A 15,064-nucleotide genomic window follows, 5' to 3' on the forward strand; every position below is an offset into this window, starting at 1 on the left:
GGCCCCGGAATGTAACCCGGGGTTCGCCCGCCGTATCCACAGGGCTGCCAGTCTCCTGCGCAGGGGGATCCGGGGGGATCCCGTGAGCGGCCCGGGGGTAAGGGGAAGCGGCGCGGAACACGGTCCGGCGATCTTCGCGGCGGCCGTGTTCCCGCTGTTCGGGGCCGCTCTGCAGGCCTGACGGGGGCGCGTTCTCCGCCGCCGTGCGCCGGTAGCGGAGGGCGCGCGCCCCGTCTCGGCCGAAGCGGCGGCCGGGCTCGTCGGCGAGGTGACGAGGGTCTCGGGACCGGGGCACCTCGCGCGGCTCCGGCGACGTGATCGACCGACCCGGGCGGACCGGGCGCGGCTGCGGATCCGGCCCGGAAAGCCGAGGTCGGAGCAGGCCCGGGACCCGATGAGGAGGCGCCGCCAGACGGCCCCCCGGCCACCCTGCCCGGTGATCGGGAACGCCCCGGCGCGGCATCCGGGCGGCAGAAACGGCACTTGTCGGGTTACCGTTCGAGTGGCCGTTGCGGGCTTCTGCCGTTTGACACGGGGGCGGGTTGTACCGTCACACTCCGCAGCGTCGCCGTACTGCGACCGAGTGCCGACCGGAGAGAAGAGCCAAGTTGTCCCCGACTAGCGAGACCGCAAAGGGCGGCCGCCGACTCGTCATCGTCGAGTCCCCTGCCAAGGCGAAGACGATCAAGGGCTACCTCGGCCCGGGATACGTCGTCGAGGCGAGCGTCGGGCACATCCGCGACCTCCCGAACGGCGCGGCCGAGGTTCCCGACAAGTACACCGGTGAGGTCCGCCGCCTCGGCGTGGACGTCGAGCACGACTTCCAGCCGATCTACGTCGTCAACGCCGACAAGAAGGCCCAGGTCAGGAAGCTCAAGGAGCTGCTGGCCGAGTCCGACGAACTCTTCCTCGCCACCGATGAGGACCGCGAGGGCGAAGCCATCGCGTGGCACCTGCAGGAAGTCCTCAAGCCCAAGGTCCCCGTCCACCGGATGGTCTTCCACGAGATCACCAAGGACGCGATCCGCGATGCCGTCGCCAACCCGCGCGAGCTGAACCAGCGCATGGTCGACGCCCAGGAGACCCGCCGCATCCTCGACCGCCTCTACGGCTACGAGGTCTCGCCGGTCCTGTGGAAGAAGGTCATGCCGAAGCTGTCGGCGGGCCGCGTCCAGTCGGTGGCCACCCGCCTCGTCGTCGAGCGGGAGCGCGAGCGCATCGCCTTCCGCTCCGCCGAGTACTGGGACCTGACCGGAACCTTCTCCACCGGCCGGGCCGGTGACGCCTCCGACCCCTCGACGCTGGTCGCCCGCCTGAACACGGTGGACGGCAAGCGCGTCGCGCAGGGCCGTGACTTCGGCTCGAACGGGCAGCTCAAGAGCGAGGTGCTGCACCTCGACGAGGCGAATGCCCGGGCGCTGGCCGCCGCGCTGGCGGACACCTCGTTCGCCGTCCGGTCGGTCGAGTCCAAGCCGTACCGCCGCTCCCCGTACGCCCCCTTCCGCACGACGACGCTCCAGCAGGAGGCCTCGCGCAAGCTGGGCTTCGGTGCGAAGGCGACGATGCAGGTGGCGCAGAAGCTGTACGAGAACGGCTTCATCACCTACATGCGTACCGACTCCACCACGCTGTCCGACACTGCGGTGTCGGCGGCGCGGGCGCAGGTCACCCAGCTCTACGGGGCCGACTACCTGCCGGAGAAGCCGCGCGTGTACGCCGGCAAGGTCAAGAACGCGCAGGAGGCGCACGAGGCGATCCGTCCCTCGGGTGATCGTTTCCGCACCCCGGCCGAGACGGGTCTGACCGGCGACCAGTTCCGCCTGTACGAGCTGATCTGGAAGCGGACCGTCGCCTCCCAGATGAAGGACGCGGTCGGCAACAGCGTCACCGTGAAGATCGGCGGCCGTGCCTCGGACGGACGCGACGCCGAGTTCACCGCCTCCGGCAAGACGATCACCTTCCACGGCTTCATGAAGGCCTACGTCGAGGGCGCGGACGACCCGAACGCCGAGCTCGACGACCGCGAGAAGCGCCTGCCGCAGGTCGCGGAGGGCGACGCGCTGGCCGCCGAGGAGATCACGGCGGACGGGCACTCGACCAAGCCGCCGGCCCGCTACACCGAGGCCTCGCTGGTCAAGGAGCTCGAAGAGCGCGAGATCGGCCGCCCGTCGACGTACGCGTCGATCATCGGCACCATCCTCGACCGCGGCTACGTCTTCAAGAAGGGCACGGCGCTCGTGCCGTCCTTCCTGTCGTTCGCCGTGGTGAACCTGCTGGAGACGCACTTCGGCCGGCTCGTCGACTACGACTTCACCGCGAAGATGGAGGACGACCTCGACCGCATCGCGCGGGGCGAGGCCCAGTCCGTGCCGTGGCTGAAGCGCTTCTACTTCGGCTCGGAGGACGCGACCGAGGTCGTGCCGGCCGACGGGGACCACCTCGGCGGTCTGAAGGAGCTGGTCACGGACCTCGGCGCGATCGACGCCCGGGAGATCTCCTCCTTCCCGGTCGGCGAGGGCATCGTGCTGCGGGTCGGCCGCTACGGGCCGTACATCGAGCGCGGAGAGAAGGACGCGGAGGGCCACCAGCGCGCCGACGTCCCGGACGACATGGCTCCGGACGAGCTCACGGTCGAGTACGCGGAGGAGCTGTTCGCCAAGCCGAGCGGCGAGTTCGAGCTCGGCAAGGACCCGGTCAGCGGGAACGAGATCGTCGCCAAGGACGGCCGCTACGGGCCGTACGTGACGGAGATCCTCCCCGAGGGCACCCCGAAGACGGGCAAGAACGCGGTCAAGCCGCGGACGGCCTCCCTCTTCAAGTCCATGAGCCTGGACACGGTCACCCTCGACGAGGCGCTCAAGCTGATGTCGCTGCCGCGCGTGGTCGGCGCGGACGCGGAGGGCGTGGAGATCACGGCCCAGAACGGCCGCTACGGCCCGTACCTGAAGAAGGGCACGGACTCGCGGTCCCTGGAGACCGAGGACCAGCTCTTCTCGATCACGCTGGACGAGGCGCTCGCGATCTACGCGCAGCCGAAGCAGCGGGGCCGGGCCGCGGCCAAGCCGCCGCTGAAGGAGCTGGGCACCGACCCGGTCAGCGAGAAGCCGGTCGTGGTCAAGGACGGCCGCTTCGGGCCGTACGTGACGGACGGCGAGACGAACGCGACGCTGCGGCGGGACGACGACGTCGAGACGATCACGCCGGAGCGGGGCTACGAGCTGCTCGCGGAGAAGCGGGCGAAGGGCCCGGCCAAGAAGGCGGCGAAGAAGGCCCCCGCCAAGAAGGCCCCGGCGAAGAAGGCGACGGCGACGAAGGCCGCCGCCGCGAAGAAGACGACGGCGGCCAAGAAGACGACCGCCAAGAAGACCGTGGCGAAGAAGACGGTGGCCAAGAAGGCCGCCGCGGCCCCTGCGGCCCCTGCGGACGAGTAGTCGCCCGCCCCGCCCGCCCCGCCGGCCCCGCCGGCGTTCGAGGCGCGGGGGCTCGGGCGCGGCGCCCCCGCAACGGCGCCGCACCCGGACCCTGGGCGCTCCCCGGGGTCCGGGCCCGGGGCGCACGCCCCGGACGGTGGGTGCGGGGTCACACCCGACCCTGTCCACAGGCTTCCGCACCCGCATAGTGCAGCGGATAGGCTGGGCGGATGACGCGAGCCGAGCAGCCGGCGGTCGTGACCGCCCCGGCGAACCCCACCTACGACGAAGCCCTAGCCGCGGATTCCCGCGAGCGTGCGGTGCGCGCACTGCTGCGCACTCCCAGGCTGCGCCGGCTGTGGAGCGCCCAGTTGGTGAGCGGCATCGGTGATGCCCTGGCCCTGCTGGTGCTGGTGCTGCTGGCCCTCCAGGCAGCGGCCTCGGAAGGGGGCTTCGGCGGCGGGTACCGCGGCGCGGCCCTCGCCGTCGCCGCCGTCTTCGGGGTCCGGATCCTCGCCACCCTGCTCTTCGGCGCGGTCCTCCTCGGGCCGCTGGCCGGGCTGCTGGGCGCCGGGGGCAAGCTGGACCGCCGCTGGACCATGATCGGGGCCGACGGGGTCCGCCTCGGGCTCTTCGTCGTCGCCCCGCTGTGGCTCGACTGGATCCCGGCCCACGCGCTGACCGCGCTGCTGGCCACCGTCTTCGTCTCCGGCGCCGCCGAGCGGCTGTGGACCCTGGCCAAGGAGAGCGCGGCGCCCGCCCTCCTGCCCGCGCCGCCGCCGGAGGGGGCGACCGTGCGGCCGCTCCCGGACCACCTGGACGCGCTGCGCCGGCTGACCCTGCGTACGTCCTTCGCGGCGCTCCCGATCGCCGCGGCCGCCCTGCTCGCCGCGACACTGGTCGGCAAGGCGCTCGGCCTCGGCATCGACTGGTTCGCCGCGAACCAGGCCGCCCTCGGCTCGTACGTGGCCTCCGGCCTCTTCGCCGCCTCGGTCTCGCTGCTGCTGCCGCTGGTGCTGCCGGGCGGGGCGACCCCGCGTCCGCGTTCGCCGCTGGAGGGCCTGCGTACCCCCAAGGCGGGCGACCGGCCCGACAAGGGCCGTACGGGCGCCATCCCGCTTCTCGTCCTGAGCTGCGCCGCGGTCGCCGGAGCGGTGTCCTGCGCCGTGTCCGTGTCCGTACTGCACGCCTTCGACCTGGGCGGCGGCCCGGCCGCCTTCGCGCTGTTCGTCCTCGCGCTGGTCGGCGGCACTGCCGCGGGCATCCGCGCCACACAGGCCGGCAAGGTGCTGCCCGCCCTGTCCCGCCGCCGGCTGCTGGCCCTCGCCATAGCGGTCACCGGACTGGCGCTGCTGCTGACCGGGCTCGTCTCGGACATGGCGACCGTGCTGTTCCTCTCGCTGCTCGCCGGCACCGCCGCGGGCGTCGCGGCCAACACCGGCCACACCCTGCTGGACCAGGAGACCGAGGAGTTCCGGCGGGCCCGGATCACCGAGCACCTCCAGGCCGCCGTACGGGTGGCCCTGGCGCTCGGCGCCGTCGCCGCGCCCGTCCTGGCCGCGGCGATCGGCCCGCACCGGCTGACCGGCGCCGAGGTCGTCTTCGCACACGGCGGCGCCGCCTTCACCCTGATGCTGGTCGGCGCCCTGCTGCTGCCGGTCTCCGTGGTGGTGCTCACGAAGGCCGACGACCGCCGGGGCGTACCCCTGCGTCGGGACCTGCGCGAGGCGCTGCGCGGCGGGGAGCCGGTACAGGCCGCGTCCGCCACCGGGTTCTTCATCGCCCTGGAGGGCGGCGACGGAGCCGGCAAGTCCACCCAGGTCCAGGCGCTGGCCGACTGGATACGGGGCAAGGGCCACGAGGTCGTGGTGACCCGGGAGCCCGGCGCGACCCCCGTCGGCAAGCGGCTCCGCTCGATCCTGCTCGACATCTCCTCGGCCGGTCTGTCGAACCGCGCCGAGGCACTGCTGTACGCCGCCGACCGGGCGGAACACGTGGACACGGTGGTGCGTCCGGCCCTGGAGCGCGGCGCGGTCGTCATCTCGGACCGCTACATCGACTCCTCGGTGGCCTACCAGGGCGCCGGCCGTGACCTCTCCCCGACGGAGATCGCGAGGATCTCGCGCTGGGCCACCGACGGGCTCGTGCCGAACCTGACCGTGCTGCTCGACGTATCGCCGGAGGCGGCGCGCGAGCGGTTCACGGAGGCACCGGACCGGCTGGAGTCGGAGCCGGCGGAGTTCCACCAGCGGGTGCGGTCCGGGTTCCTGACCCTCGCCGCGTCCGACCCCGGCCGCTACCTCGTGGTCGACGCGGGCCAGGACCCGGGGTCGGTGACCACGGTCGTACGGCACCGCCTGGACCGGATGCTTCCGCTCTCGGAGGCCGAGGTGGCCGCCCAGGCGGAGGCCCGGCGCCTCGCCGAGGAGGAGGCCCGGCGCAAGGCCGAGGAAGAGGCTGCCCGCAAGGCGGAGGAAGCGCGTCTGCGGGCCGAGGAGGAGGCCCGGCTGGCCCGCGAGGCCGAGGAAGCGCGGATCAAGGCGGAGGCGGAGGCCGCCCGCAAGGCGGAGGAAGAGCGTCTGCGGGCCGAGGAGGAGGCCCGGGCCCGGGCCGAGGCCGAGCGGCTGCGCCTGGAGGCCGAGGAGAAGGCGCGCGCGGCGGAGGCCGAGCGGCTGCGCCGGCAGGCCGAGGAGGAGGCACGGCTGCGGGCCGAGGCCGAGGAGCGGCGGCTGGAGAAGCAGCGGCGGGCCGAGGAGGCCCTGCTGAAGGCCGAGGAGGCGCGCCGGATGGTGGCGGCCGAGGCGGCGGCGAAGGCGGCGGCTGCCGCTGCCGTGGCGGCCGCGGAGGCTGCTGCGGTCGCGCCGGCGGCTCCTGCCCCTGCGCCTGCCCCCGCTCCTGCGCCTGCCCCTGTGCCGAAGGTCGCCATGACCAAGAAGCCGGAGCCGGAGCCGGAGCCGGAGTCGTACCCGGACGACGCGGTGACGGTGGAGACCCCGGTGGTCCCGGCGACTCCGGTGGCTCCGCAGGCCAAGCCGGTCAAGCGGGTCGTCCAGCCGGACGACGTCACCCAGACCGTCCCGGTGCCGAAGATCGACCCGGCCTCCGCCGACGAGACCGCGGTGCTGCCTCCGGTCCGTCCGGTCGACGAGACCGCGGTGCTGCCTCCGGTCCGTCCGGTCGACGAGACCGCGGTGCTGCCTCCGGTCCGTCCGGTCGACGAGACGGCGGTGCTGCCGCCCGTACGTCCGGCCGCGACGCAGGCGCCGCAGCCCCCGCAGGACGGCGGTGCCGGGCGGGCCCGGTCCGCCACGCGGCCGACGGCCCAGCGCCCCGAGGAGGACCCGGCCGACCGGGTGCCGTCGGGCATCTTCCGGGACTCCGGCAACGACCGGACGCGGGAGCTCCCCGTCGTCGACGGCGAGGGGCGGCCGCGCCGGCCGCGCCCGGACTGGGCCGAGGAGACCCCGCTGGACGACCTGCCGACGCTGGCGGACGAACTGCTGGGCCGCCGCCGGGACGACGAGGACGGCGACGAGGGCGACGAGGGCGGGCGGGGACCGCGCCGCCACCGCTGACCTCGGCGGGGACGGGATCGGGACGGGATTGTCGGTGGCGCCCGCCACAATGGGTGCACGGAGAGTGAAAGGCGGTGGGCGGGATGCCCGTATGGGACGACCTGGTGGGACAGGAGCGGGTCCGGACACAGCTGGCCGCCGCCGCCCGCGACGCCGACGCACTGGTCACGGCCAACACGACCGGGACCGAGCCGCCCGCGGCGTCCAAGATGACCCACGCGTGGCTGTTCACCGGTCCGCCCGGATCCGGGCGGACCGTCGCCGCCCGGGCCTTCGCCGCCGCCCTGCAGTGCACCAGCCCCGACCGCGCCCTCGGCGGTGAGCCCGGCTGCGGGTTCTGCGACGGCTGCCACACCACGATGGTCGGCACGCACGCGGACGTCTCCACCGTCGTCGCGGTCGGCAGCCAGATCCTCGTCGACGACATGCGGGACACCGTCCGCAAGTCCTACACGTCCCCGGCCACCGGCCGCTGGCAGGTCATCCTGGTCGAGGACGCAGAGCGGCTGAACGAGAAGTCCGCCAACGCGGTCCTCAAGGCCGTGGAGGAGCCCGCGCCCCGCACGGTCTGGCTGCTGTGCTCGCCCTCCGTGGAGGACGTGCTGCCGACCATCCGCTCCCGCTGCCGCCACCTCAACCTCAGCACCCCCTCGGTCGCGGCCGTCGCCGACATGCTGGTGCGGCGCGACGGCATCGAGCCGGCGGTGGCCCTGGCCGCCGCCCGGGCCACCCAGGGGCACGTCGACCGCGCCCGCCGGCTGGCCACCGACGAGGTGGCCCGGGAGCGCCGGGCGACGGTCCTGAAGCTCCCGCTCCGGGTGGACGACGTCGGCGCCTGCCTCAAGGCCGCCCAAGAGCTGGTGGACGCCGCCGCCGAGGACGCCAAGCAGGTCGCGGAGGAGGTCGACACCAAGGAGACCGAGGAGCTGAGGACCGCGCTCGGCGCCGGGACGGGCGCCGGCAGCCGGATGCCGCGCGGTACGGCGGGCGTGATGAAGGAGCTGGAGGACCGGCAGAAGCGCCGTCGCACCCGTACCCAGCGCGACACCCTCGAACTGGCGCTGACCGACCTCACCAGCTTCTACCGGGACGTCCTGGCCCTGCAGCTCGGCTCGTCCGTGGCCATCGCCAACGAGGAGGTACGGCCCGACCTGGACCGGATCGCCCGTGCCTCGGGCCCCGAGCGGACCCTGCGCCGGATCGAGGCGATCATCGCCTGCCGGGACTCCCTCGACCGCAACGTCGCCCCGCTCCTCGCCGTCGAGGCGATGACGATGGCCCTGCGCGCGGGCTGACCGCGTCCGGGCCGCCGGGCGGCGGTCCATGCCCGGTTGACCGGATCACCCGTACGGGCGAACCGGTCGCCGGGGCGGCGCAGGGGCCGGTCCGTGCGGGCCCGGCAGGGGCCACGCAAGGCGAGCGGGCCGTCCGGTCCCGGACCGCCTGCTCACCTCCTGCGGTACGACGTACGCTCCGGGGATGGACACCAGTCGCCTGCTGCGTACCACCGGAACCGTGATCGCAGCCGCCGGGCTGCTGCTCTCCGGGTGCACCTCGGGCGGGCCGGGGCAACCCCGGGCCGCCGCGTCCTCCCCAGCGGAGTCCGCCACGGCCCCGGCGCAGCCGTCCCCCGACGCGGCCGCGCTGCGCCCGTACTACGAGCAGAAGCTGACCTGGCGCGACTGCGGTGTCCCCGGATTCCAGTGCTCCACCATGAAGGCCCCGCTGGACTACGCGAATCCCGGCTCCGGGCAGGACGTCGACATCGCGGTGTCGCGCCGCACGGCCACCGGTCCCGGCAAGCGCCTCGGCTCGCTGGTGGTCAACCCGGGCGGCCCGGGCGGCTCCGGCATCGGCTACCTCCAGGCGTACGCGGGCATCGGCTATCCCGCGGCCGTCCGGGCCCAGTACGACATGGTGTCCTTCGACCCGCGCGGGGTGGAACGCAGCAGCCCCGTCGAGTGCCTGAGCGGCCCGGCCATGGACAAGTACACGCAGGTGGACCAGACGCCGGACGATCCGGCCGAGCGGGCCGAGCTGGTTGAGGCCTTCAAGGAGTTCGCGGCCGCCTGCCAGAAGAATTCCGGACGGGTCCTGCCGCACGTCTCCACCGTCGACGCGGCCCGGGACATGGACCTGCTGCGCGCGCTGCTCGGGGACGACAAGCTGAACTACGTCGGGGCCTCGTACGGCACCTTCCTGGGTGCCACGTACGCGGACCTCTTCCCGGACCGGGTCGGCCGGCTGGTCCTGGACGGGGCGATGGACCCGACCCGGCCCGCGCTCGAACTGAACCGGGACCAGACGGAGGGTTTCAACACGGCCTTCACCGCCTTCGCCAAGGACTGCGCGAAGCAGCCGGACTGCCCGCTCGGAAAGGGCGGTCCGGACGCGGTGGAGGCGCGCCTGAAGGAGTTCTTCCGCAAGGTCGACGCCCAGCCCGTGGCGAGCGGCGACCCGAACCGCCCGCTGGGCGAGGCCCTGGCGACGACCGGGGTGATCGCGGCGCTGTACGACGAGAGCGCCTGGCCGCAGCTGCGCGAGGCGCTCAGCTCGGCGATGAACGGCGACGGATCGAGCCTGCTGAGCCTGGCCGACAGCTATTACGAGCGCGAGGCGGACGGCAAGTACGCCAACCTGATGTTCGCGAACGCCGCCGTCAACTGCCTCGACCAGCCCCCGGCCTTCAGCGGCCCCGAGGCCGTCGACACCGCCCTGCCGTCCTTCGAGAAGGCCTCCCCGGTCTTCGGCGCGGGCCTGGCCTGGGCCGCGCTGAACTGCACGTACTGGCCCGTGAAGGCCACGGGCAAGGCGAGGGAGCTGACCGCGAAGGGCGCCGCGCCCATCGTGGTGGTGGGCACCACGCGCGACCCGGCGACCCCGTACAAGTGGGCCAAGGCGCTGGCCGGCCAGCTCGCATCGGGCACGCTCCTCACCTACGACGGCGACGGCCACACGGCGTACGGGCGCGGCAGCGCCTGCATCGACACGGCGATCAACCGCTACCTCCTGGAGGGCAAGGCCCCGCAGGACGGCAAGAAGTGCTGAGCCCGCCGCCCCGGTCATAGCGTGCTTCCGGCGAGCGGAAAGACAGCCCGCCACGGCCCCCGCCCCGCCCCCGCGAAACCTGGTTCAGGGCACCCGTCCACACCCTGTAGACTTGGCGCCGCTGCTGATGAGCGCCCCTCTTCGAGGGAACACTTGTCTGACCAGCGGTGCCGCCTTAGCTCAGTTGGCCAGAGCAACGCACTCGTAATGCGTAGGTCTCGGGTTCGAATCCCGAAGGCGGCTCTGTAGAACCCCCAGGACTCACTCGCCGTGACCTGGGGGTTTTGCTTTTTCCCCGGCCCGGGCCCGTTGCGGTGCTGCCGCGCGGGGCCCGGGAGCGGGGGATCAGATCGCGAGTTTCAGGGTGAGGTGGGCGGTGGCCTCGAGGAGGTCCTTGTCGGCCGGTTCGCCGAAGACGAGTACGCGGTAGTAGATCGGGCCGAGCAGGAGATCGGTGAGCCGGGCGAGGTTCTCCTCGTCCGGGGTCCTGCCGGTGTGGCGTTCGATGATCGCGCCGAGGCCCGCCAGGTCGCGCTCGCGCTGCCTGAGCAGAAAGCCCTCGCGCAGGGCGGCGGCGGCGCCCTGGTCCAGTTGGGCGTGGCCGAGGAGCGCCTGGAGCACCTGACCCGCCGGCTCCTGGAAGAAGCCGGCGATGCGGTGCAGGTGTGCGGTGAGGTCCTCGGCGGCGGTTCCCGACGGCTCGGCCCAGGCCAGGCCTTCGAGGGCGTCGTCCGCCAGGGCGTCGAGCAGGATCTCGACCTTCGACTTCCACCACCGGTAGATCGTCTGCTTGGCGACGCCCGCCCGGGCGGCGATGCCCTCGATCGTGGTCGCGGCGAAACCCTGTTCCACGAGCAGGTCGTCGGCGGCGTTCAGCACCGCGACGCGGATGCTCTCGCTGCGCCGCGGACCCGTGCGGCTCACGACGGGGGAGGGGGCGCGGCGGCCTTCGGTCTTCCGTGCGGCGCTGATGGTCGTTCACCTCTTGTTCCGTGCGAATGCCGCGATTCTGGCACACCGGACCGGTGCCGTGACCGGCCCGTCAGGCAGGTGCTTCCGGTCCCTTGCGGCTGCGGGCGAGGCTCAGCAGCACGGTGAGCGCGAGCAGGGCGACCAGGGCGCTGAAGATCTCCCCGGCCGGCCGCAGGCTCGTGGCGCGGATCAGTACGCCGACGCCGATCGCGGGGACGGCGAGCATGGAGTAGAGGATCGCGAAGAACGTCGACACCGATGCGCCGCGGTGCTGCGGGGCGCTGCGGGTGGTGATGCCGCCGATGCCGTGGCCGAGGGCGATGCCGGTGGCCAGGCCGTTCACCGCGGCGCCGATGAGCAGCGGGACCAGGGAGGTGAGCGCCATGGCGAGCGCGATCAGCCCCGCGGCGAGGATCAGCCCCAGGCAGGCCACCGAGAGCGCGGCGCCCGGCTTGATCCGGCGGACCAGCAGCTGACCCAGCGCGGTGCAGGCGAAGGCGGTGAAGACGACGAGTCCGGTGAGCGAGTGGCTCCTCGCGTGGAGGACCGTGCCGAGGAACAGGCCGGTGACGGCGGTGAGTACGCCGAGCACCGCGAAGCCCGCCCCGGCGGCCATCGCGGAACGCAGGAAGTCCGGGCGGATCTCCGACGGGATGTGCAGCGGCTGGAACCGGAAGCTGAATCCGGAGCGGTGCGCGGCCGTCTCCCGGGACGAGGCCGCCCCGACGAGCCCGATCGCCGCCAGCGCGAGCATCACGAGCCACGGGGTGCGCAGCGGCGAGGGCGCGGTATCGGCGAGGATCCCGGCGAGCAGGGTGCCGCAGGCGAGGCCGCCCATGTTGGCGAACAGCGCGACCGTCGCGGGCCGGACCCTGCGGCCCTGCGGGATGAGCTCCGTGAGCGAGGCGGTGGCGGCGCCGGTGACGAGCGCGGCGGAGAAGCCGGAGATCACGCGGGCGACGAGCAGGACGGCCACGTCGTCGGCGGCCAGGAACACCAGGGCGGCGCAGACGGAGAGCAGCGTCGCCGCGACCAGTACGGGGCGTCGCCCGATCTGGTCCGACAGGCGCCCGAAGGCGAGGAGTCCGACGACGACCCCGAGGGCGTAGACGGCGAAGATCACGGTGACGGTGATCGGGGAGAAGCCGAACTCCTTGCCGTACACCGGGTAGAGCGGGGTCGGTGCCGTGGTCCCCGCCATGGTGATCCAGAAGGCGAAGGCCACGACGGCGGCCGCGAGCCCCCGGCGGGGCTCGGGCGAAGTCGCCGATCCCGGCGGGGAGTCGGTGTCCGGCGGGGAGTCGGCGCGGTCGGTTCGGTTCGGCACGGGATGACCTCCGGCATGAGACTGGACGGTGCGTTGCGTCTGACGGTGACATTAGACTAGACGTTGCGTCTACTCAATGGCGCCCACGCCGTCGTCGATCGGCTGCGGCGATTGCGCGGTTCGGGAGCCGGTATGGGGTGGGTGTTGTGGTGGCGGTGCGTCCCGATGAGGCTGGGGCCCGCAGATGAGGTCGCCGGGCTGTCGGGCCGGCGCGTACGTGGAGGTGCGGCGTGGGGCGGTTCACCGTTGTCGTCAACGGCGAAGAGCAGTACTCGATCTGGGCCGAGGGGCGCGAAGTGCCCCTGGGCTGGCGGGACACGGGTGTGGCCGGGACCAAGGAGGAGTGCCTCGCGCACATCGACGAGGTGTGGACGGACCAGCGCCCGCTGAGCGTGCGTTAGCTCTTCACCGGTTCCGGGTCACGCGTCCGGGGGGAGCCAGCCGCGCTGGACCGCTCGGACGCCGGCCTCGAAGCGGCTGCGGGCGCCCAGGCGTTCCATCAGGACCGTGGCGATGCGGCGGGCCGTGCGGTGGGAGACGCCGAGGCGCTTGGCGATCCCCTCGTCGGTGTGGCCCTCGGCGAGCAGGCGCAGGCTGGCCGCCTCCTGGTGGTCCAGCTCGGACTCGTCGCGGCGCGGGGCCTGGCCCAGCGGCCGGGCGTTCTCCCACACCGTCTCGAAGAGCGTGCACAGGGCGGTGAGCGTGCCCTGGCCGGTGAGGGCGACCGCGCCCTCACCACTGTCCTCGCTGTTCACGGGCAGCACGGCGGTCGTCCGGTCCACGATGGTCATCCGCAGCGGCAGCACGGCGATCGTGCGGACCTGGCCGCCCAGTTCGGTCAGCCACTTGGCGTGCGCCTCGCTGGCCGGGTTGTTGCGCACGCTGTCCAGGTAGATCGTCCGCATGGTGACGCCCCGGCCGAGCAGCCGCTCGTTGAGCGGGCGGGAGGCCGCCATGTTCGCCTCCGTCTGCGCCCCGCCGGGGGCGAACACCATCACCTCGGTGCGGACGTTCTCGGTGAGCACCGCGAGGCGGGTCCTGACCTCGTCGACGTCGGCGAGGTGCTCGACGCTGACCGGTGCCCCGACCGGGCGCAGGTCCTCGTACTCGGAGATCAGCTGCTGGGCCGCGGCCCGGGCGCCCGCGATGCGCTGGTTCTCCACGGCCAGCTCGGCCTGACGGCGGGTGAGCAGGTACTCCAGGCCGACCTCCGGGCTGACCGCGCGGGGCGCCGGCGACGCGCCGGCCGGTCCGTCGGCGGGGTACTGCACGAGCGAGAGGCCGGACAGCCGCTCCCATGCCTCGTGCACGGCCTCTTCGGAGATCCCGAGCAGCCCGGCCAGGGTCTTGGCGTCGTCCCGCGGGTGGCTCAGCATCGCCCGGTAAACGGCTTCGGTCAGTCTGTCCAGTCCCAGTACGTCGAGCATCGGCCCCCCATCCGTCAGCAGAGGCCATTATCTCTGGCGGGGCCCGTTCGGCCCGTGCTGGCCAGATTGGGTCAGGGCCCAATCTGGCCACCGAAAACCCCTTTCCCGACTCTGTGACGCGTGGTGATGCTGGAGCCGCAAGAAACACGCATGTCACAGGGGGATGTATTTCATGCTGAGCACTCGTATGGGCAAGGCCGTGGCGATCGCCGTCCTCGGCGCCGCCGTTCTGATGGCGCCCGCCACCGCACAGGCCGCCACCACCGAAGTACCGCAGGGCGCCGCCGCGCCCACCACCCAGGCCGATGCCCAGAAGACGGACATGGGCTGGCAGTGACCGACGCCACCAGCACGGGGACGGCGCGGCGCCGGGACAGCGTATGGATCTGAAGCAGCTCACCACCTTTCACCGGGTCGCGACCCTGCTCAGCTTCACCCGCGCCGCAGCCGACCTGAAGTACGCGCAGTCCAGCGTCACCGCCCAGGTCAAAGGCCTGGAGGTGGCGCTGGGGGTGGAGCTCTTCGAGCGCCTGCGGGGGCGGATCAGGCTGACTCCGGCCGGGGAACGGCTCGTTCCGTACGCCGAGCAGATCCTGTCCCTGGTCGACGAGGCCCGGGACCGGACCACCGGCCTGGGCGAGCCCTCGGGGGTGCTCACGATCGGCACGATGGAGAGCTTCACGTCCTACCGGATGCCCCCGGTCCTGGAGTACTTCCACCACCGCTACCCGCAGCTCCAGCTCGCGCTGCGGCCCAGCATGTGCCGGGACACCTGCGAGGCGCTCCGGCAGGGCACCTTCGACCTGGGCTTCCTCATGGAGGCCGAGACCGACCACCCCGGGGTCAGGACCGAGATCCTCGGCTCCGAGCCGCTGGTCGCGGTCGCCGCCCCGGACCATGTCCTGGCCGGTGCCCGCAACGTCACCACCGGCGATCTGCGCGCGGTGCCGATCCTGGCGCCGGAGGCGGGCTGCTCGTACGGGGCGATGTTCGAGGCGGAGCTCAACGGCGGCGCCGAGCAGCCCGTGCCGCTCCTGCAGTTCGGAAACATCGAGTCGATCAAGCGCGGGGTCTCGGCCGGTCTCGGCGTCAGTGTGCTGCCCGCGATGGCGGTGGCCGCCGAGATCGAGGCGCGGTCCCTGACCGTGCTGGACTGGAAGGCTCCGTTCGAGGTCTACACCCAGATCGCGTGGCGCTACGGGCGCCACCTCACGCGTGAGATGCGCGTGTTCATCGACTGGATGGTCCGCTTCGCCGAGCAGGACCGGCAGCTGGTGGCCTGCTGAAGGCCGCCGTCCTACGGCT

The 15,064-nt window shown here is 73.1% G+C and carries 10 protein-coding genes and 1 tRNA gene; 8 read left to right on the top strand and 3 right to left on the bottom strand.

Annotated elements, in window-relative coordinates:
* The first annotated feature begins 608 nt into the window (after nt 1-608).
* From topA to JYK04_RS23685, 5 genes are all read left to right on the top strand, one after another.
* Nucleotides 609-3,431 (top strand): type I DNA topoisomerase, encoded by a 2,823-nt coding sequence (topA, locus tag JYK04_RS23665; RefSeq protein WP_189743921.1) that lies wholly within the window; start codon nt 609-611, stop codon nt 3,429-3,431.
* Between the two features lie 209 nt (nt 3,432-3,640).
* Nucleotides 3,641-6,985, top strand: coding sequence for a dTMP kinase (gene tmk, locus JYK04_RS23670; protein ID WP_189743923.1), 3,345 nt, complete (start codon nt 3,641-3,643; stop codon nt 6,983-6,985).
* 83 nt (nt 6,986-7,068) lie between these two features.
* Nucleotides 7,069-8,280 (top strand): DNA polymerase III subunit delta', encoded by a 1,212-nt coding sequence (locus JYK04_RS23675; protein WP_189743925.1) that lies wholly within the window; start codon nt 7,069-7,071, stop codon nt 8,278-8,280.
* Nucleotides 8,281-8,464: 184 nt separating this feature from the next.
* Nucleotides 8,465-10,033, top strand: coding sequence for an alpha/beta hydrolase (locus tag JYK04_RS23680; protein ID WP_189743927.1), 1,569 nt, complete (start codon nt 8,465-8,467; stop codon nt 10,031-10,033).
* A gap of 169 nt (nt 10,034-10,202) precedes the next feature.
* Nucleotides 10,203-10,276, top strand: a tRNA-Thr gene (locus JYK04_RS23685).
* Nucleotides 10,277-10,378: 102 nt separating this feature from the next.
* Here the strand turns inward: JYK04_RS23685 and JYK04_RS23690 are convergent.
* Nucleotides 10,379-10,957: a TetR/AcrR family transcriptional regulator gene (locus tag JYK04_RS23690; protein WP_229876585.1), complete on the bottom strand. Its 579-nt coding sequence runs from the start codon at nt 10,955-10,957 to the stop codon at nt 10,379-10,381.
* A 118-nt stretch (nt 10,958-11,075) separates the two neighbouring features.
* Nucleotides 11,076-12,332, bottom strand: coding sequence for an MFS transporter (locus tag JYK04_RS23695; protein WP_229876588.1), 1,257 nt, complete (start codon nt 12,330-12,332; stop codon nt 11,076-11,078).
* Nucleotides 12,333-12,562: 230 nt separating this feature from the next.
* On the opposite strand from JYK04_RS23695, the gene JYK04_RS23700 reads away from it, so the two are divergent.
* Nucleotides 12,563-12,733 (top strand): MbtH family protein, encoded by a 171-nt coding sequence (locus tag JYK04_RS23700; RefSeq protein ID WP_189743929.1) that lies wholly within the window; start codon nt 12,563-12,565, stop codon nt 12,731-12,733.
* A gap of 18 nt (nt 12,734-12,751) precedes the next feature.
* On the opposite strand, the gene JYK04_RS23705 is transcribed toward JYK04_RS23700, so the two are convergent.
* Entirely contained in the window at nt 12,752-13,759 is a 1,008-nt protein-coding gene (locus JYK04_RS23705; protein WP_189743931.1) for a helix-turn-helix domain-containing protein, read from the bottom strand.
* Between the two features lie 172 nt (nt 13,760-13,931).
* Between JYK04_RS23705 and JYK04_RS23710 the strand changes: the two genes are divergently transcribed.
* On the top strand, nt 13,932-14,096 hold the full coding sequence (locus tag JYK04_RS23710) for a hypothetical protein (protein WP_189743933.1): 165 nt from the start codon (nt 13,932-13,934) through the stop codon (nt 14,094-14,096).
* A gap of 43 nt (nt 14,097-14,139) precedes the next feature.
* Nucleotides 14,140-15,045, top strand: a complete 906-nt coding sequence (locus tag JYK04_RS23715) for a LysR family transcriptional regulator (protein ID WP_189743935.1) — start codon at nt 14,140-14,142, stop codon at nt 15,043-15,045.
* Nucleotides 15,046-15,064: the final 19 nt, after the last annotated feature.

The organism is Streptomyces nojiriensis, assembly GCF_017639205.1.
Lineage (GTDB): Bacteria > Actinomycetota > Actinomycetes > Streptomycetales > Streptomycetaceae > Streptomyces > Streptomyces nojiriensis.